Below are 20,660 nucleotides of genomic sequence, written 5' to 3'. Positions count from 1 at the left end.
AAAAGTTTACAAAGGTACGGTTTTTCTACCGATCTAGGTACTGATCAGCGCCAGAAACTCATCTTCTCCAATCATGGTCACGCTCATCTTCTGGGCTTTCTCCACTTTCGACGGGCCAGGGTTTTCACCCACGATCAGGTAATTCAGTTTTTTCGAAACACCGCTCAGCAATTTTCCGCCGTGAGCCTCAATTTCGCTTTCAAGTTCTTCCCGCGAAAAGTTCGCAAAGGTGCCGGTATAGAGGAACGTCTTGCCCACCAGCGATTCCCCTTTTTTCTCCGCCACAACCCGGTCCGTGACCATCTGCAAACCAGCCAGCCGCAGGCGCTCGACAAACACCTGATTTTCCGAATCGGCAAACCAGGCTACCACACTCTGCGCAATCCGGTCACCGACTTCCGGCACGCCCAGCAAGGCTTCATACGTAGCGGTTTGGAGAGCGTCCATGTTGCCAAAATAATCCGCGAGCTTTTCCGCCGTGGTGTTGCCGACGTACCGAATCCCGAGCGCAAAAAGCACATTGGCAAACGGTTGCGCCTTTGACCGTTCAATGGCCGTCAGAATATTATCCACCGATTTCTGCCGTAAACTAACCACCCGGGTTTTGGCGGTTTCGTCCGGTCCGGCGGAGCGGTCGGTATAGGTTTTCTCCAGCCCCAGCAGTTTGTCGGTTGTCAGTTCATAGAGGTCGGCAGGGCTGCGGACCAGCCCCCGGTCGATCAGCAGTTCAATTTTCCCTTCGCCCAGGCTCTCAATATTCATCGCCCGTCGTTGAATAAAATGTTCGAAACGGGCCTGCTGCTGCGGGGGACAGCCTTTCTCGTTCGGACAATAAAAATGGGCTTCTCCTTCTTTGCGCACCAGGGGCGTCTGACAGGCCGGGCAAACCGTCGGATAGATAATCGGCTCGCAGGCATCGGTCCGTTGGTTCAAATCAACACCGGTAATTTTCGGGATAATCTCCCCTCCTTTTTCAACCAAAACCGTATCGTGCAGCATCACCCCCAACCGCTGAATCTCGTTGGCATTGTGCAGGGAAGCGCGTTTCACTACGGTTCCCGCCAGCAAAACCGGTTCCAGGTTGGCAACGGGGGTCACCGCGCCCGTGCGACCGACCTGGTACGAAACACTGTTCAAAACCGTACTGGCCGCCAACGCCTTGTATTTGAAAGCAATCGCCCAGCGGGGACTTTTCGCCGTAAAACCGAGTTCACGCTGCTGATCATAGCGGTTGACCTTGATCACAATTCCGTCGGTTGCCAGTGGCAACTCAAACCGCCTGGTTTCCCACTCGTTAATAAAAGCAAATACGTCCTGAATCGTGGTGCATTTCTGCCAGGTTGGCGACACATTGAAGCCCCATTGCTTCAGGGCGAGCAAACTTTCTTCGTGGGTCTGAAACACCTCCGGCTCCGACAGAAACGAATACAGATAACAATCCAGCCGCCGTTTGGCCACGGCGGCCGAATCCTGTTGCTTAAAGGTGCCGGAAGCCGCGTTGCGCGGATTGGCCAGCAACGGCTCGCCAATGTCCTCCCGTTCTTTGTTGATGCGTTCAAATTCGGCCAGGGGCAGAAAGCCTTCTCCACGTACTTCGAAGAGGGGCGGCACCTCCGTACCAGAACCGTTTATTTTCAACGGTAAGGAACGAATGGTTTTGACGTTCGGCGTGATATCATCGCCCCGCGTACCATCGCCCCGCGTCACCCCCCGGGTTAAAATTCCGTTCTCATAGGTCAGACTCAGGGCCACCCCGTCAAATTTCAGTTCGCAAATGTATTCGTACGGTGCGCCGTTGAGCCCTTTCTGAACGCGGTTGTCGAATTCGGTCAGGTCCGATTCGGAATACGTATTGCCCAGCGATAGCATCGGAAACCGGTGGTAAACCGTCGCAAATTCCTTGCTGATGGTACCCCCAACCCGGTGCGTTGGCGAATCTGGCCGACTGAATTCCGGGTGCTGGCGTTCGAGCGCTGCCAGCTCTTCGAGCAGCCGGTCAAAGGTAAAATCATCCACCTCCGACACACTGTTCTGGTAATATTGGTGGTTATAATAATTAAGCCGGTCAGTAAGTTCGGTTATTCTTTCCTCTGGATTCATTCTATTTTTGGAGGTCCCCTCCGACGGGTTTATCGCAAAATGGGAAAAACTAAATTAGACTACAATCATAACAAAATCCTGCACTGAGATGGACAAGTGTTCCAAAATGTTCCGACAAAAGAATTAATTTTGGAGTCACCTTTGATGATTTGGACACATAATTTCAATTGAACGTACGTTTTCATGACCCACCCACTGATTGCCCCCTCCATACTAGCGGCTGATTTTGCCAATTTGCAACGCGATATTGAACTGCTCAACCGCTCTGAGGCCGATTGGATTCACGTGGATGTCATGGATGGTGTTTTTGTTCCGAACATTTCGTTTGGCCTTCCCGTAACCGAAGCCGTGAACCGGTACGCCACCAAACCACTGGACGTTCACCTGATGATTGTTCAGCCCGAACGGTATATCGATGCCTTCGCCAAAGCCGGGGCCGCCAATCCGGACCGACCGGGCACGATCACAGTACACCAGGAAGCCTGTACCCACCTGCACCGCACCCTGACCCAGATTCGGGAAACCGGCTGCCGGGCGGGGGTTGCCCTGAACCCGCATTCGCCGGTTGAGTTGCTGGCCGACGTACTGGACGAAATTGACCTGATTCTGATCATGTCTGTCAATCCGGGATTTGGCGGGCAGTCGTTTATTCCCCACACGTTGCAGAAAATTCGTAAACTGCGCAAACTCCTGGCGAGTTCCGCCCATAATCCACTCATTGAAGTCGATGGTGGAGTAGGAACCGAAAACGTCGCAGCTTTACAAGACGCCGGAGCCGATGTGCTGGTTGCCGGTAGCTCGGTTTTTCGGGCCAGTAACCCAACCGAAGCCATTCACGCGTTAAAATATTATAACCCGACAAAAAACCGACCTGCGTAACCTAACGTTCATCTATCTATTCGAGTTTAATCAAGCGGTATGCATACCAAGCTAACCTGTAGCCTACTTGTAGGATGTTTATTGTTTTTTGCTGTCCTGTCCTGCAAGCAAACCCCCTCCACGGGCAACGAAACGACGACCACCCTCGGTGATACGGCCGTTGCGCCCGCCCGCGTTCCCACAATCGACTGGGCTAAGAATGCGACCATCTACGAAGTCAATGTGCGACAATTTTCGCCCGAAGGCACCTTCAAAGCCGTCGAGCAGCAATTGACGCGTCTGAAAGAACTGGGGGCCGATATCCTCTGGTTTATGCCCATTCATCCCATCAGTAAAGAGAATTTGCAGGGGGAATCGGGAAACCCTTACGCCGTGGAAGATTACAAGGCCGTCAACCCGGAATATGGCACGCTGGCCGATTTCAAGGCGTTGGTCAAACAGGCCCATGACTTAGGCATGCACGTGATTATCGACTGGGTCCCCAACCACACCGGTCGCAGCCATACGTGGCTTAAGCAGCATCCCGACTGGTACACCCAAATCAACGGAAAGCTAAGTCCGCCGATTGATCAGGCCGGCAAAGTAACCAATCGCCCGGACGTGGTTGATCTTAACTACAAGAACCCCGAATTACGGGCCGCCATGATCGATGCCATGCAATACTGGCTGCGCGAATGCGATATCGACGGATACCGGTGCGAAGTAGCCGGTTATGTTCCGGATGACTTCTGGGCGGAAGTCCGTCCCAAACTGGACAGCATCAAACCCGTGTTTATGCTGGCGGAATGGGAAGACAAACCCGAACACTTCAAGGAATGCTTCAACATGAATTACGGCTGGAGCATGTACCAACTGATGAAACTGATTGCCAAAGGCAAGCGCCCCGCCAGCGCCATCGACTCCCTGCTGCTTCACAACCAGCAACGGTTTCCGGCTTCGTATTACCAGATGCATTTTGTCCAGAACCACGACGAAAATGCCTGGAACGGCACCGGTACGGAATTGTTTGGCAACGGCGTTGACGCCTTCACCGTTCTGGCGTTTACCTTCGACGGAATGCCGCTGGTCTACAACGGAATGGAATCCAACCTGAACAAGCGGCTGAAATTCTACGATAAAGATCCGATCTACTGGGGCAATTACGTAAAAACCGATTTTTACAAAACCCTGTTGACCCTCAAGCACCGCAACCGGGCGCTGTGGAACGGACAAGCGGGCGGACCGCTCGTCAAAATTCCGACGGAAAAGGACGATAAAGTGTATGCGTTCTACCGCCAGAAAGACAACGACCGGGTGTTGGTCATTATCAACCTTAGTCCAACTCCCCAGACCATCCGGCTGAACGGCGACGGTTTTGAAGGGGTTTATACGGAGGTATTCAGCCGCGAACCTTCCGAGCTCCGTAACTCCCTCACCTTCGCCCTAAAACCCTGGGAATATAAGGTGTTTACGAATTAAGGAATGAATTATGAATGATGCGGCAGGAGTGATAAATTACGAGTAAAACAAGCGAGTCATTCGTCCTTACAAACCTGTTTCAATGATCCGGGGTATCTTCGTCTTACTGGGATGGTTAGGTTGCCTGTCCGCTGTTTCGGCCCAAACCGTGCAGTGGGCCAGCGCCGTTGTAGGCTATTCATCGGAAGGCCGCGGAGAAGCCTATTCGCAGCAGTACCGGGCAAACCAGATTCTGGGCAAACCCAACCGCTTACCGCAGGTTGGCGACAACCCCTGCGCCTGGTCACCGCTCTATCCCGACGGACCAAATGAAGAATGGATTACCGTCCGGTTTGCGGAAGTGATCCCCATTCGGCAGATCGCCATCTTTCAAAGCGGGAACCCGGGGGCCATTACGCAGGTGCTGGTCATTGACGAAACCGGTCGGGAAGTTCCGGTGCTGACGGCCACCAAAACCGCAGCCTCAATTTCCATCTCCGAACCCGCTACGGAGCCGCTGCTGCGTATTTTCCCAACGACACCCTCTTTAACGGCTAATACCGTCAAAATTGTCATTGCTCCCAACCGGGTGAAGGGCCCCAACCAGATCGACGCCATCGGGATTTCGAGCGACAATCAGCCGATCAACATTTCCATCAATGTCTCCAAAGACGCTCCCAAAGAGCTGGTCAAGGAAAGTCTCGGCACGACAGTCAATTCACGCGGGCAGGAAGTAGCACCGGTTATTTCGCCCGATGGAAAAACGCTGTATTTTACCCGGGGCAACCACGACCGTAATGTGGGCAACCCGAAAAGTCAGGATGTCTGGTATTCGACCCTGCAATCCAATGGCGAATGGGGAAATGCGGTCAATATTGGCCCGCCGATCAACACGCCCTCCGACAACGCCATCAGCGGCCTGTCGCCGGACGGACGCACGCTGTACGTCATCAACGTTTACAAGCCCGACGGTTCGGTTACCTACGGTTTATCCAAATCAACCCTGGGGAAAAATGGTTGGTCGTTTCCGTCGGAAGTGATTATCAATAATAATTATAACCTGCACAAAAACAGTTACACCGAATACGCCATCGTGCCCGACGGAAAAACGCTGGTTCTGTCCGTACAGCGCCGTAACTCACTGGGCAACAAAGACCTGTACGTCTCTTTTCTCCAACCCGACCAGACCTGGAGCGAGCCCGTCAGCATGGGTCCCGTTCTGAACACGGCCGACTATGAAGGCGCTCCGTTTGTCGCGTCAGACTCCCGAACGCTTTATTTCACCTCTGCGGGTCACCCCGAATACGGAAACGGTGACATCTTTGTGAGCCGACGACTCGACGATTCCTGGACGAAATGGTCGGAACCGGAAAACCTGGGGCCAATCATCAACACCCCGGAGTGGGACGGTTATTTTACCATTCCGGCCACCGGCGACTACGCGTACCTGAGCTCCATCCAGAACTCGATGGGGGGCGAAGATATTTTTCGGTTGAAGCTATATCCGGCCATTAAACCGGACCCGGTCGCCATTGTGTCGGGGCAGGTGATCGACGGGTTTACCAAAAAACCGATGGCTGCCGAGGTGGTATCCGCCATCACGCCCGACCAGAAAGAGCAGAGTCGCGTGGCTTATAACCCCGAAACCGGTGATTTTAAACTGCTGCTCCCGATGCAGAACAGCTATACCCTGACCGCCCGGCGCGACGGTTATTTCCCCACCACGGAGCTACTTGACCTCAGCAAAGACAAACGTTACCGCGAAATTCGTAAAAATCTGGTGCTGACGCCCATCAAAGCCGGGCAACGGGTGGTGCTGCACGATGTGCTGTTCGAGCAAAGCAAAGCGATCCTGCTCAGCGGCTCCAACGCCGAACTCGACCGCGTGGTGCAGATGCTGAAGGAGTACCCCTCAATGGAGATTCAGGTGGAAGGTCATACTGATAACCAGGGCGTTTGGGATCTAAACATGAAGCTTTCGCAGGACCGGGTGCGCGTGGTTAAAGATTACCTCCTCGAACACGGCATTGCCGACGTCCGCGTCCAGACAAAAGCCTGGGGGCCCAGCAAACCCATTGCCAGCAACGAGACCGAAGAAAAGCGACGCCTTAACCGAAGAGTAGAATTTACAATTCTTAAACTGTAAAGTCCCGGAAATGGGTTTAATTTTGCCCGCAGAAAAGAAATGTCACGCAATTAATGTCCTTACCGTCCCACCGTCGAACCACTTTCCTGATTCTTGCCGGCATCATCGTGCTGGCGTTCCTCCTCCGACTTTATCGCGCCGATGCTTACGGTCTGTTTTTTGATGAAAAAGCCACCATTCTGATTAGCCAGGGAATTCCGATGGAAGGCGCCAATCAGCACGACGTATTTGATAAGCCCAACTCTCCGTATTTTACCCCCCAGGAATTCTGGCGTCCCAAGACGCTCGCCGATTTTAGCGAGGCCGTCCAGCGAAGCGACATTGGGCACAGCCCGGCGTATTACGCCATGCTTTGGGTCTGGATCAAACTGTTTGGACTGAGTGATTTAGCCATCCGCTTTCCGTCCATCCTCTTCGGAACTCTGACGGTTTTACTGGTTTACTTCTTCGTGAAACGCCACGTCCGGCTGGCGCCCGAAGCCACCGAACACCTGGCGCTGGGCAGTGCGTTGATCGCAACGATCGAACCCCTGTTTATTGCCCACAGCCACATTGCGCGCAATTACACGATGACGTTCTTTCTGACGCTGCTGACCACGCACGTTTTCCTGATCATCATCGACAAAGAAAAGGGCCGCAAAGCGTCCGTCCGGCTCTACGTGGCATATTGCGCACTCGTTGCGCTCTCCATTCTCTCCCATTACCTGACCGTAACGGTTTTTCTGAGCCACGGTTTATACGTACTGCTGTTCGTGCGAAAATGGCCGGTTTGGTACAAACTGGGTATATCGTTTGCCATTTCGCTCGGATTCGTCTCCCTCTGGATGCTATTTGGGGGCGGCCAATCGACGTTTTCTACCCTCGCCTACCAGGCCAAGTTTTACCGCGATCTAGCGTTAACTAACCCCGTCAACAACGGTTTTGGGCTTATTTTGCCAGCCACGGTCCCCAACGTATTCTGGCGTTCCTTACCGGTTTTTGCGGATTTGGTTATTTTCACCAACGGGCTGGCTACCACCATTGTGGGGTACCGCAACGTAGCCGTGGCGCTTCTGGTTGGTCTGCTTTGCATTGTTCTTATTCACCGGTATCGCAACCAGCGCCTTCCCCCCCAGTGGGTTAAGTTTGCCATTCCTGCGCTCCTGGCAGCCGGTACGGTTTTTTACAGCATTAATCCGTTGCACCACCTGGTTCTGTCGGCCGTTTTGCCATTTGTCTACCTCCTGAGTCTTTCGTTGATGGAAGATTTTCGGCCGATTGATCGCCCGTTGATTGTCTTCCTGATTTTACTCTCGCTGGTTCCTACGCTGTTTCTGCTGATGATGGCCTTCCGCTCCGGGCATACGTACGGAATTCAGCAGCGGTATTCGGGCTTTTCTTTTCCTTATGTAGGAATCCTGGTGGCGCTGATGGTTCGGAAACTTTTTGCCCAACGGCTCTGGATCAGCCTGCCGCTGGGTGCGGTTCTGCTCGTTCAGGCGGGTCTGGTGGTGCGCCTGCTCCAGCAGATTTACCAGGATACCGCTCCGAAATATACGTCCTTTGCGACGCCCCGAACTCCGAACCCTTTCTGGATCTCGGCGCAAAAGATTAAGGAACAGTATGCCCCCGGCGACACGGTTTTGTACCCTTCCCTCAAGCGCCGGGAGTACACCAAAATTGACGAAACGGGTCGGCCTTACGACGTGATTGATGCGCAGCTAGTCAATATTTATTTACCCCGCGACGCCACGTATTACCAGCGCATTGACCCCACTGAACCGGATAAGATTGTACTGATCAAAGGCAGGACGGGTCAGAAAATCACTATCTTTGACCTCGAAGGAACGAAATACCGGTATTAAAATGACTTCAACAGCAACCACAACCGATATTAAAACGCTCAGCGGCCAGCTGCGGCTCAACGTACTGGAATTGTACAATATGGCGCATGCCGGCCACATTGGCTGTTCGCTGAGTTGCCTGGATCTGATGATTGCGACGCTTATTCTGCGGAAACAACCGGATGATACGTTCATTCTCTCGAAAGGACACGCGGCTGCCGCTCTGTACGTTTGCCTCAACCATTTAGGTGAGATTTCGGACGAGCAATTGCAAACGTTCTACAAAAACGGAACAACCTTGCCAGCTCACCCGGCCCCCAACAAACACACGGGCATTCCGTTTGCCACCGGCTCACTCGGGCACGGACTGCCCATTGCCGCCGGTATTGCCCACGCCAACAAGCTCCAAGGCAACCCGCATTCGGTATTTGTATTGCTATCCGACGGCGAAACCAACGAAGGGACTACCTGGGAAGCCGCCCATTACGCCATTCAGCAAGGTCTTGATAACCTGGTGATGCTGATCGACAAAAACGGGTTGCAGGGATTCGGACAAACGGCGGATGTTTTTGGCGATACGGCCGATGCCACCAAATGGAAGGCCATTGGGTTTGAGGTAGTAGAGGCCGATGGGCACGATGTGGAATCGCTGGTGGCGACACTCGACACCCTGCGTTTACAAACCAATGGTAAGCCCAAGGTCATTATTGCGCATACCGTTAAAGGAAAAGGGGTTTCGTACATGGAAAACCGGCTCGAATGGCACTACCTGCCTATGAATGAAGATCTGTACAAGCAGGCTTGTCAAGATATAAACGAACGGTATTTTACCGCTTAATTTCAGCCAACAAGCCCCGGCGGCTCTCCCGTTGAAACCCGATCCATACTATTTAACCACGAATGTCTAAACAGATCCTACCGTACCAGGACCGCATCCTTCAGCTCAAAGGCCCTATTTTCGTTTTCGGAGCCAGCGGCTTCATTGGTGCCAATTTATTCGATCAGATTTTTCAACTCCGCAAGGACTGTTACGCCCTGACGCACGACGCCACCAAAGCGTGGCGGCTGAAATTACTGAATGTGCCAGCCGAAAACATCGTCCACTGCGATATCCTTTCTCATAAGTCGGTTCAGGAGATTTTTGAACGCTATGCCCCCCGCACCATTTTCAACCTGGCCGCATACGGCGCTTATAGCAAGCAGAAAAACGTCAATCTGACTTACGAAACCAACGTCAATGGAACGGTCAACATTCTGGAAAACTGCTCGCCCGAAACGGTTTATATTCACGCAGGCAGCAGCTCGGAATACGGTTTTAACTGCACGGCCCCCAAAGAAACCGACCGCGTCGAACCCAACAGCCATTATGCGGTTTCGAAAGTTTCGGCGGCTTACATGCTCGAATTTTACGCCCGCGTTCATGGCTTGAAAACGCTGAATCTGCGGCTGTATTCGATTTACGGCGGCTGGGAAGAACCCGACCGGTTGATTCCGAGGCTGGTGGAAGAAGCCCGCAAAGGCCAGTTACCGCCCCTGGTATCGCCCGACATCAGCCGGGATTTTGTTTACATCGACGACTGCGTTGAAGCGTTTGTCGAAGCCGCCCTGAACGTGACCCCCTCCATCAGCGGGCGCTCCTATAATATTGCAACCGGTCAGAAAACGACCATGCGCGAACTGGTGGACGAAACCCGCCAGACGTTTGGCATTGCCAAAGAACCCGTTTGGGGCAGTATGGGCAACCGCCAGTGGGACCTCAGCGACTGGTACGGCGACCCGGAAGCCGTTCAGACGGATATCGGCTGGAAAGCCCGGACTTCCCTGGGCGAAGGGCTCCAGAAAACCGCCGACTGGCAGGTGCAACATCAGTACGCCGAAAAAGTGCTCCCGGCCTTTGCCAACCCGACGCTCAACCCGGTCATTACGGCCATTATTGCCTGTTACAAGGACGCGCAGGCCATTCCGATCATGTACGAGCGGCTGGTCAAAACCTTCAATGACATGAAGGTTCGGTACGAAATCATTTTTGTGAACGACAATTCGCCTGATAACCAGGACGAGGTGATCGATGCCATCTGCGCCAAAGACCCGAACGTCATCGGTATTTCCCACTCCCGCAATTTCGGTTCGCAATCGGCTTTCTTAAGCGGGATGGAAATTTCGTCGGGCGATGCCGTGGTTTTGATGGACGGCGATTTGCAGGATCCGCCCGAAATCATTCCGAAGTTCTACGAGAAATGGCAGCAGGGCTACGATGTCGCCTACGGCGTGCGGGTGCAACGCGAAATGCCGTCGCACGTGCATTTCTTTTACCGGACGTTCTACCGGCTGTTCAAGAAAATGTCGTACATCAATATTCCGGTCGACGCGGGCGATTTCTCGATGATTGACCAGAAAGTAGTCCGCGAACTCGTGGCGCTGCCCGAAACCGAGCAGTTTTTGCGCGGCTTGCGGGCCTGGGTGGGGTTCAAACAAACGGGCGTGGATTACGTCCGGCCGGAGCGTATGTTCGGCGTTTCGACCAACAACTGGACCAAAAACATCTGGTGGGCCAAGAAAGCCATTTTCTCCTTTAGCTTTGCTCCACTCGAGCTGATGTCGTACGCCGGATTTATCCTGACGGGCTTGTCGCTGCTGGGTATTGTGTGGCAGATTCTAGCCAAGTTCTTAATTTTCCCAAACACGCCGGCCGGGTTATCAACCGTGATTGTTTTGGTGATGCTCTTTGGTGGCATTAACTTGCTGGGCATTTCGTTCCTGGGCGAATACATCAGTAAGATTTTTGAAGAAACCAAAAAACGACCCAAATTCATCCGGACCAAGGTTCGCAAGGGGGAACAGGTGTACAAAACCGCATCCGAAATCCGGGCGCTGGTCGAAGCAAGAAAGACAAAATAAGTTTACGGTTTATAGTTCACGGTATACGGTTGGCTGGCGCATGATTGAACGCGTCAGCCAACCGTATACCGTGAACAGAAACTTATCAAACACATGCGTAAAGAATTTTCAGCCGCCATTGAACGCATTGCCGCCAACGATGAACGGATAATCTTCATCACGGGCGATTTGGGCTATAATGCCCTCGAAGGGGTGGCCAGCGTCATGGGTCCCCGGTTTATCAATGCCGGGGTAGCCGAACAGAATATGGTCGGGGTAGCCGCCGGAATGGCCTACAAAGGCTATAAAGTATTTTGCTACAGCATCGCTCCTTTTGCCGTTTACCGTTGTCTGGAACAGTTCCGCAACGATGTCTGCCTGCACAACCTGCCGGTTTTTATAGTCGGCAACGGGGGCGGATACGGGTATGGCATCATGGGTTCCACGCACCACGCGATTGAAGACCTGGCCTGCCTGAGCGGTTTGCAAAACGTTAAAACCTGGATTCCCGCCTTTGCTGACGAAATCGATTCGGTTGTGGATACGATTGTGGCCGAGGGTCGACCGGCTTACCTGCGACTGGGTGCGGGCCCCAAAACTCCGGAAGGAAGCCAGCCGACGGGCTCGTTCAAGAAAATTGCGAGCAGTGAAAACCCGAAAGGAACCGTAGTGGCATTGGGCCCGGTAGCCGCCAATGTTCTGAAAGCTCTGCAAACCGCCGACGGCCTGGACAATCAGTTTGATGTTTACACCGCACTGAACCTTCCTCTTGACTTGCCGACCGCACTGGGGCAGCAATGGGCCGAAAACCAAAACCTGCTGATTGTTGAAGAACACGTCAGCATCGGCGGCCTGGCCCAGCAGCTCTCCGTGAAATTGCTGGAGAACGGACTGTCGTTCCGGCAGTTTGTCAGTCTTTCGGCCCAGGGGTATCCCGACGGCCTGTACGGCGATCAGAGTTACCACCAGCAACAATCCGGTTTAGACGCCCAGCATATTCAGGAAAAACTGACGGCTTTTCTGGCCTGACCTCACCGCCGGGGTTTCGTAAAAAAACCGTATGAATCTGAAAACATCCGCCCATTCAGAAACGATTTCGGATCAACCAACGACCCGCCGGCCAGGCCCGGCGCTCGGCTGGCTGGTTCTGCTGATCCCTATACTGCTGTATGGCTGGTATTTCACCCGGTATGCCATCAACATTCCGAAATTCGATGACCACGCCCTGAGAGCGTTTCTGTTGAATCTGGAAAAGGCGGATTCGTTCCATGACAAGGCCTACGAATTTCTCCGGCAGCACAACGAACACCGCATCGTCCTCGACCGGGTGTTTTCCTGGCTGGATTACAAACTGACGGGCAAGCTCAATTACGTCCACCTGATGGTTCTGGGCAATCTGAGTTTGGTGTTGCTGGTGTGGATTTTCGTCAAAGCCCTGCAAAAAGCAAAGGTGGCGGTTTGGATGGCGCTTCCGGTTTCGCTGCTGATTTTCAATCTATCACAGTGGGAAAACATGCTGTGGGGCATGGCCGCCCTCCAGAACTTCACCGTCATGACGCTGGCCGTAGCCACGTTCTACCAACTAGCGTTCCAGAATCGGGTCGGCTGGCTGGCGATTCTGTTTCCGGTGCTGGCCACGCTGACAAGTGGCAACGGTTTGTTGATCTGGCCGGTCGGGCTGATCATTCTGGTATTGCGTCAGGATTATTCGGGCGTTATCCGCTGGCTGCTGGCCACAGCGATCACGTTTCGGCTGTATTTCCTGGGGTACGAAAAGCCCGCCGGGAATCCACCCGATCAGGGTACGTTGCTGGATCAGGTTCACGGCTGGCTACTTTTCAATGGTGCCGCGGGAGAAGCCTTCCCCGTCCAAAACTTCCTGCTTCCCTGTCTGGTGCTGGGCGTACTAGTTGTTGGCATCGTGGTCTGGATTGGTGTTTCGGCGCTCTGGAAACGGTTTGGCGGCACCCGGCTGGCCGACTGGCAGTTGTTCTTCCTGGGTGGCGTGGCTTTCATTGTTGGCACGGGCCTGATCGTGGCCTTCAACCGGGTCGGTTTTGGACTGGAAACGCTGATTACCAGCCGGTACAAAATTTATTCCCTGACTTTGCTTTCTTTTCTGATTACCTACTGGATCGCGCGGATTAACCCATCAAAACGGTTTATGGCAACCGCCCTGGCAACCGTTTTTAGTGCACTGCTTGCTTTTTTCTCGTACTCAACTTACCTCCCCAGAGTCTACGACCTACGGCACTACCTGACTACGCATCAGTTTAATTATACCTATACCCAGTTACGACCGGTTTCCACCATCGACGCCGACACCCGCCGAATGGTCAATCCGGCACCGGCCTTTTACGATATTCATTTACCGGCTTTGTATCAGGAAACAAAAGCCCTGCCTTCGCTTCGACTGGACACGCTGTATAAGGAAAAAGGTAATTTTGTCGTCCGGCAGGATTCGTTCCCGACGCTGGGCGTCCGCGATGAAGGCGCGTACCTGGTTGCCCGGTCGGCCCAGCGGGTTTACCTGCTTCCGACCCAGCAATCGCTGTCGGGAAGCCGCAAAGGCTGGTTTCAACCCCAGCGCATTTTCAATTCCCGGTTTATCGCCCAACTGCCCGAAACCGAGCTGGACCGCGGCACGTACGATGTGCTGCTGCTAGCCGTCGGGCCGAATGACGACTGGCAGCTTTATCAAACCGGACAACAGTTGGTCTCTTCCGGTCCACAAGCGGTTGAGATTCCAAAAAATTGGTAGTATGCCCGTATTTCGCAAAGTTATAACCCTTTTTCTGCTCTTGGTTCCGGCCCTCGTGGTGGCGCTGGCGGTACTGAAATACGCCATTGACCTGCCCTATTGGGACGACTACCTGGTGCATACGCATTTAATATCCCTTAAAAGCGATACTGGCACGCTCCAAAAACTGGGTCGGCTGTTTGATCAGCACTGGGAGCACCGCATCGTCTGGACCCGCGTCATCTTTTTTCTGTTCTATAAAGTAAATGGCGCCCTCAACTATTACGGCCTGACGCTGATTGGCGTGAGCGGCCTGTTTGTGCTGGTGCTGCTGCTGTATTTTGTTTTCCGCAAAACCCGGCTGCCGCTGCATTATTTTCTGCCAGTACCATTCTGGCTGCTGACGCTCCAGTCGCACGAAAACCTGATCTGGGCGATGGCATCCATTCAGAATTTTTACATTCTGGTGTTTGGTCTGGGGGCTTTCTACTGGCTGGCCTACCCGTCAAGAACCGCTTTTGCCACTGCCCTGGCACTCGCCGTGACAGCCAGCTTCACCAGCGGCAACGGTTTTCAGGTGTTTTTTGTGGGTACTCTGCTCCTGCTTTGGCAAAAACAGTTCCGTCGAAGTGCAATCTGGCTGGTGTGCGGCCTGGTGTGTGTGGTGGGTTATTTCTATAGTTACAACCGCATTACCTTCTTTCCTTCGCCGTACCTCTACGGTTTTGGCGAATGGTTCAAATCGTTTTTTGTCTTTGCCGGAGCCTTCGTTGATACCTATCCGTACACCAGGCCCATCGCCATCGGCTACGAAAACCGGGTTTGGTTGACCATTCTCGTCGGTGCCGGCGTCCTCGGGTTTACCGGCTGGCAACTCCTTCGGCTGCTAGTGACCAACTTTCCGTTTGCCCAGTGGTCAATCAAGTCGACACCCTGGTTTTGGCAGGGTTTCTTCCTCGGCAGTCTCCTGTTTCTGCTGGCCACCGACGCCATGACGGTTTACGCCCGCGTAGGATTTGGCGGGGCGGGTTATTTACTGCAAAGCCGGTACAAAATTTACTCCGGGCTGTTTCTCAGCGTTTGTTACCTGTACGCGCTTTGGCTCTACCGGGATCGGAGCGGGTTGCGGACTGGCTGGGCCATTACCCTATTGTTAACCGTTCCGATTAGTTTGTATGCGGATTATCAATGCCTGGAAGCACTCATCAACCAGCGTCGGAAAACCGTGGCCTCTTACCTGACCTGGCGGTTGCAAACTCCGGCCAAGATTCAGCGTGGGTTTGAATCCGTGTACCATCCCAATCCGTCTACGGACCCGTACATCAGCACCCTGCAAAGGCCCCCGGTGGATTCCACGGCAACTTTTGATCACCTCCAGCAAGACCGGTTTTTCCTGAACGTTCATAAAGCCAAAGCCATCAACCCCTCGCTGGACCGGCCCGACGAAGGTTCGTACGTAGTGTTGGTGGGAACCGACAGCAGCTACGTGTATCCGGCCCGGGGCCTACGGCCTTATTCCCTGCCCGATTCGGCTTCGAATTCCGACAAAACCGGCTATTTTAGCTCTGCTTTTCAGGCGCAGGTCTCCAAGGAGCTTACTCAACCGGGAACCTACCGCCTGGGTTTGTTGACCAACCGCAACGATTCGCTTCGTTTTGAGATGAGCCCGGTTTTATTTCGTCATACCACCACGTATTAACTCATGTCTGTTTTGACACCTGCCGCCGAAACCGTTCACAAAGAAAAGCAATACCTTGCTCAGCTCGACGGGCTGCGGTTTCTGGCCGTCACGCTGGTGATGCTCGATCACTGGCTGGGCGAACAGAACCACCTGCCGCTGGGCTATTTCGGCGTCAACCTGTTTTTTGTCCTGAGCGGTTTTCTGATTACCCGGATTCTGATTCATAGCAAACTGACGGACGATCGGTTGCAGCGCTCGCACGGTCATTCCTTGCGGCAGTTTTTCATCCGGCGGAGCATCCGCATTTTCCCGATTTATTACCTGACTCTTTTCATCCTGGCGCTCATCGGCTTTCAGGCGGTGCGCGAGCATTTTTTCTGGTTTTTCACCTACACGCAAAACATCTGGGTGGCCGTTCACCAGACCTGGTTCGGAGCACTGGACCACCTCTGGTCGCTGGCGGTGGAAGAACAGTATTACATTTTCTTTCCATTTCTAGTCCTGTTCATTCCGATTCGCCACCTGCCCAATCTGCTGATTGGCCTGATTGCCACGGCGTTTGTGCTGCGGATTTTTCTGTTTTTTACCCAAGCCCCCTGGATGGTTCAGTTTGTTCTGATGCCGACCTGTCTGGATGCGTTTGGCCTGGGTGGAGTGCTGGCCTACCTGATGGTTTTTCACCGGGATGTTTTTACCCGCTTGGCCGGCAACACCGGATATTTGCTGCTGGGCCTAGCCCTGTACGCGCTGAACGTTTACCTGATGACCACCACCTCGCCTTCGCGGAATGTGTTTACCGATGTTTTCGACCGTTTTTTCACGTCGGTTTTCTGTTTTTTCATCATTGGCAGGGGTGTTATCGGATACGGGGGCGTCATGAAATATGTGCTGGAACATCCGGTCAGCAATTACCTGGGCCGCATCAGTTACGGTTTGTATTTATTTCATAACCTGGTTTTCAATTACTACCATACCCCTCCCGATTTTATTACCGTTCGGGCCTGGAACCGAATCCTGCGGGAACTGCCCATCATAACCGGCAGCGGAACCGAGACAACCTTGAAATTTTTCTTTTTTTACGCCCTTACGGCAACAGTGGCAACCGTATCCTGGTTTGTTGTGGAGAAGCCAATCAACGCCTTGAAGGACCGTTTTTCCTATTAATTTTGACAAACAGGTCCGTTGAATAAATGTAAATGGGCTATTTGTACAAAACATAGTTACGATTTATCTATCTTTGTAACCAAAAGTTATCGTCAAACCGGCAATTCGAACGTATCCACAGCATTCTGATCAACATTGCCACTATAAAGTTCGCTCCCAGCAAATGAGTTTACACCTGTCCATCGTAATGCCGGCCTACAACGAGGAAGAATGTATCCACGAGGTCGTAGAAATGTGGGTTGCTTTACTGAACCGGCAATTCCCCACCGAAAATACGCGGCTGATTGTCATCAACGACGGTTCGAAAGATCGCACAGGTGCCATACTGGATTCCCTCAAGCCACACTATCCGGACAAACTGGAAGTGGTTCATACGCCCAATGGCGGGCACGGGAACGCGGTCGTCCGGGGATACCGCCACGCCGTGGCGATGGGTTCGGAATACGTTTTCCAAACCGATAGCGATGACCAGTTCATCACCGATGATTTTGCCAAATTATGGGCCAAGCGGCACGAATCGAACTTTATCCTGGGCTATCGCCAGATTCGCTTTGATGCTCCGGCCCGGCTGGTAATCACGCGGATTCTGAAATTCAGCCTCTTTCTGATCTACGGCACCTACATCAACGATAGTAATATTCCGTTCCGGCTCATCAACGGGCTCTACCTGAAAAAACTGCTGGAACAACTCCCCAACCCAACGCCGTTTGCCCCGAATATTTTTCTGGCGGTGATGGCGCGCAAAGCGGGTCAGAAAACCTTCGATATCCCCATTGTTCACAAAGAACGCCAGACGGGCACGGTTTCCATTCTGAAGTGGAAACTGCTGAAGGTGTGTATCCAAAGCTTCAAAGAGCTGGCGGCTTTTCGGATGGACCTGGGCGACAAAGTAAAAGCCCTCAAAGCCGTGGATGTGAAACAGCCCGTAAAAATGTAGCGGTACCCCACGGTTCTATGGAGCGACTACGTCGCTGACGATGACGCAGATTGAACGGATCTCCACAGATTTTATCTGCGAAAATCCGGTCGGTCGGCGTCATTGTCATTTTATTTTTACGGATATTACGGCATCGAACTCACGTACATGACCAAAAAACAGCTCTGGATTGGCCTTACCGTGCTGGCGCTTATTCTCGGCGGATATTTCGCGTACCGCTGGTGGAAAGCGCCCGACCGCTCGGCCTGGATGCTGATCCCGTCGGACGCTCTTCTGGTCATGGAAAGTGCTTCCCTCCAGGATACGATTTCCAAACAGGCCCAACTGAACGAAATGGCCCTGCGAACAACGCCCATTTTTCAGGAAGCCGTCCGAAGCCTGGAAAAGTTTATCTGGACCCCGCTCGATACCGCCAGCGCCATTCAGTTTCTGAATGATAAACCCATCTGGTATTCGCTCCACCCCACGTCCAAAGACCGGATTGGGTTTATTTTTTACATTCCAATCAGTTCGTTGCAGGACGGAGCTTTCATCAACCGCATTCAAAATCCCAATGCCGACCGTTTTCGGGTGTTGAGTCACCCGTACGAAAATACCCGGATTCACGAATTGCTCACCATCCGGAACGAATCCCTTGGTTCGTTTATCGTCCTGGATGATTACCTCGTTGGCAGCCCGTCAACGATTCTGATGGAAAGTGTAATCCGGCGCATGAACCAACCCTTCACGGAAACACCCCTGCAACGGGCCGATGTTTCGCTGATTCGCCCCGGCACGCTGGCGGGTATCTACGTGCGCAGTTCCGTATTATCCGCCATTTTATCCCCCAACGAAGCCAGCACCGATTACCAGTCCAAATACATCAAGGCGCTGCTCCCGACGGAATTACTAACCCGGTTTCGTCAATCGCCGACCCGCACGCACCTCGTCGGCCAGTCCACGGACGACATTGGTGCCAAAGGTGCCCTGGCCAACCTATTCGACCGGCAGACGCCCTTTCGAATCAGTTGCAGTAACCTGATTCCTGATCAGACAACAACACTTTTCCATTTCAGCATCAGCGATGGGCCACGGTTTGGCAAGGCGCTAACGGCGTTTATCAATTCTGAAGACGACGAAGATACCCGCGAGGGCCGGCGGAAACTCCGCCCTTTGCTCCAGAACGAGCAAAACGGTATTTACAAATACATTGGCAACGAGATTGCTCTTTTGCGCATGGACGCCCCCACGGCCGATCGGCGGCTGGTGTTGCTGCTCCACTCTAGTCAGGTGGAACGTTTGTGGGATCGCTATCAGCTGGCGGCTTTACTCGCTTCCGGAACGGACCGTCTGTCGAACTCAAAACCGTTTCTGCGGTACCGGATTTCGGCCATTCAGGCTCCCAACCTCCCCGCCTTCCTGTTTGGAGGCTTGTTCCGCGGTTTTGACCAGAACTGGATTTCGCAGGTGGGCGATTACCTCGTGATTGCCAACGGGCAGGGTGTGTTGCAGGAATACCTGCAAGCCGTAGAGCAACGCGCCGTCTGGTCGGAGTCGTATCGCCAGCGGGATTTGCTTACCCAGACGCTGCGCCCGGCCAACTTCACGGCCTACACCCGCTTTGCCCGCGCTGGCGAATCGGTAACGGCCAACTGGCCTCAGTCGTGGCAACAATTGCTGAATCATGACGAAACCGCCCTCGATAATGTCGAAAACCTGATTTATCAAAGTACCTACGGCCGTGAGCGCATCTACTCGTCCCTGATTCTGGGCCACACCACCCGGCGGGCCAGCGAAGCCGTGCTGAACCGTACGTTTTTACAGCGAAAAATTGCCCTGAATGCCCCGTTGGTGAGTCCGCCGATGGCCATTGGTGATTTTGTGGGGAGTTCGGGCGTGATCTGGGCGGTAGACAATACCCGGCAATTTATTTTGATCACGCCCGAAGGTGAAAAACACCCGCTCGGTGCGGTAAACGGCCCGGTGGTCAGCTCGCTGGTACCGGTTGATTTCCTCAGCAACGGGCGGTTGCAATACGCGTTTACAACTCCACAATCGCTGTACATTGCGGATCCGGTCAACGGTTTGGCAAAATTGCAATCCATTCCGCTTCCGGAAGGAGTCGATCCCAGCACCCTGGTGGCACCCCGCCGGGATCAAAACCGGAGTTTGATTCTGCTTATGCTCCACCGCAACGGCAGCATAGTTGGATACGACCGCCAGCAAAAGCAATTTGTGCGGCCATTTACCGTGACATCAACAACTGGTGAAGGGGTCAATGCCTTCCACGCGCCGGTGCGCAATCAGTCGCTGGCCGTGGTATCGACTCAGAAAGATGGCAAAGTATATTTCTGGAACGAAAACGGCGGTTTGGTGCCGGGCTTTCCGGTCGATTTAAAAATGGAACTAATCGGTCCAGCCTGGCTGGAAGCCTCCAATCCCACGACCATTACCACCATAACCCGCCAGGGCGAACTGATCCACCTGGGAATCGACGGGCAACTTGTCGACCGGAATCAGCTTTACCGGCCCATCCGCCGGGGGTCGTTCCGATTGTTGCCGGAAGTAAATCAGAACGGTTATCTGCTGCTCAGAACATCGGATACCGAAGCTGCCATTCTCGATCGAAAAGGGAAAATGCTGTTTGAAGTACGCGGGTTACGGCCCGGCCAAACCCTGATCCGCTACCACGTTCTGGGGTCCGGCGTCAACCTGATCAGCGTCAAATCCGGCAATTTTACCACCTTGTATGACCTGGCGGGACGCCCCGTTGGTGACCGGCCCATTCCGGGCAGCAATCCGGTCGGGTTGCAATTTTCAGCCACCCGGAACAAATTATTTGTGTACAGTTCAGACAACAAAGCCGTGCAAATCTGGTCGGTGAAGTTGCGTTAATG

Annotated in this window: 13 protein-coding genes; 12 read left to right on the top strand and 1 reads right to left on the bottom strand. The window is 53.4% G+C overall.

Going from position 1 to position 20,660, the window contains the following annotated elements; genetic code table 11:
• Positions 1-33: 33 nt before the first annotated feature.
• Positions 34-2,100, bottom strand: coding sequence for an NAD-dependent DNA ligase LigA (gene ligA / locus ACYVH9_RS30850; RefSeq protein WP_460640310.1), 2,067 nt, complete (start codon positions 2,098-2,100; stop codon positions 34-36).
• A 183-nt stretch (positions 2,101-2,283) separates the two neighbouring features.
• Between ligA and rpe the strand changes: the two genes are divergently transcribed.
• The 12 genes from rpe to ACYVH9_RS30790 all read left to right on the top strand — a co-directional run bounded on the left by rpe (position 2,284) and on the right by ACYVH9_RS30790 (position 20,658).
• Positions 2,284-2,979, top strand: coding sequence for a ribulose-phosphate 3-epimerase (gene rpe / locus ACYVH9_RS30845; protein ID WP_460640309.1), 696 nt, complete (start codon positions 2,284-2,286; stop codon positions 2,977-2,979).
• 39 nt (positions 2,980-3,018) lie between these two features.
• On the top strand, positions 3,019-4,437 hold the full coding sequence (locus ACYVH9_RS30840) for an alpha-amylase family glycosyl hydrolase (RefSeq protein ID WP_460640308.1): 1,419 nt from the start codon (positions 3,019-3,021) through the stop codon (positions 4,435-4,437).
• An 82-nt stretch (positions 4,438-4,519) separates the two neighbouring features.
• The gene (locus tag ACYVH9_RS30835) at positions 4,520-6,562 is read left to right on the top strand and encodes an OmpA family protein (RefSeq protein WP_460640307.1); all 2,043 of its coding nucleotides are present in this window, start codon (positions 4,520-4,522) and stop codon (positions 6,560-6,562) included.
• Between the two features lie 53 nt (positions 6,563-6,615).
• On the top strand, positions 6,616-8,406 hold the full coding sequence (locus ACYVH9_RS30830) for a glycosyltransferase family 39 protein (protein WP_460640306.1): 1,791 nt from the start codon (positions 6,616-6,618) through the stop codon (positions 8,404-8,406).
• Position 8,407: 1 nt separating this feature from the next.
• The gene (locus ACYVH9_RS30825; RefSeq protein ID WP_460640305.1) at positions 8,408-9,223 is read left to right on the top strand and encodes a transketolase; all 816 of its coding nucleotides are present in this window, start codon (positions 8,408-8,410) and stop codon (positions 9,221-9,223) included.
• Between the two features lie 62 nt (positions 9,224-9,285).
• Positions 9,286-11,283, top strand: a complete 1,998-nt coding sequence (locus ACYVH9_RS30820; RefSeq protein ID WP_460640304.1) for an NAD-dependent epimerase/dehydratase family protein — start codon at positions 9,286-9,288, stop codon at positions 11,281-11,283.
• A gap of 93 nt (positions 11,284-11,376) precedes the next feature.
• Positions 11,377-12,291, top strand: coding sequence for a transketolase family protein (locus ACYVH9_RS30815; RefSeq protein WP_460640303.1), 915 nt, complete (start codon positions 11,377-11,379; stop codon positions 12,289-12,291).
• Positions 12,292-12,322: 31 nt separating this feature from the next.
• Positions 12,323-14,023 carry a hypothetical protein gene (locus tag ACYVH9_RS30810; RefSeq protein ID WP_460640302.1) on the top strand — a complete coding sequence of 567 codons (1,701 nt, stop codon included), beginning with the start codon at positions 12,323-12,325 and terminating at the stop codon, positions 14,021-14,023.
• Position 14,024: 1 nt separating this feature from the next.
• Positions 14,025-15,701 (top strand): hypothetical protein, encoded by a 1,677-nt coding sequence (locus ACYVH9_RS30805; RefSeq protein ID WP_460640301.1) that lies wholly within the window; start codon positions 14,025-14,027, stop codon positions 15,699-15,701.
• A 3-nt stretch (positions 15,702-15,704) separates the two neighbouring features.
• The gene (locus ACYVH9_RS30800; RefSeq protein ID WP_460640300.1) at positions 15,705-16,847 is read left to right on the top strand and encodes an acyltransferase family protein; all 1,143 of its coding nucleotides are present in this window, start codon (positions 15,705-15,707) and stop codon (positions 16,845-16,847) included.
• A gap of 163 nt (positions 16,848-17,010) precedes the next feature.
• Positions 17,011-17,784, top strand: a complete 774-nt coding sequence (locus tag ACYVH9_RS30795; RefSeq protein ID WP_460640299.1) for a glycosyltransferase family 2 protein — start codon at positions 17,011-17,013, stop codon at positions 17,782-17,784.
• Between the two features lie 102 nt (positions 17,785-17,886).
• On the top strand, positions 17,887-20,658 hold the full coding sequence (locus ACYVH9_RS30790; protein WP_460640298.1) for a hypothetical protein: 2,772 nt from the start codon (positions 17,887-17,889) through the stop codon (positions 20,656-20,658).
• Positions 20,659-20,660 lie beyond the last annotated feature (2 nt).

The sequence above is a fragment of the Larkinella harenae genome (assembly GCF_054780515.1).
The sequence above is the reverse complement of the archived record's forward strand: the minus strand, read 5'-3'. Positions and strand labels throughout refer to the sequence as shown.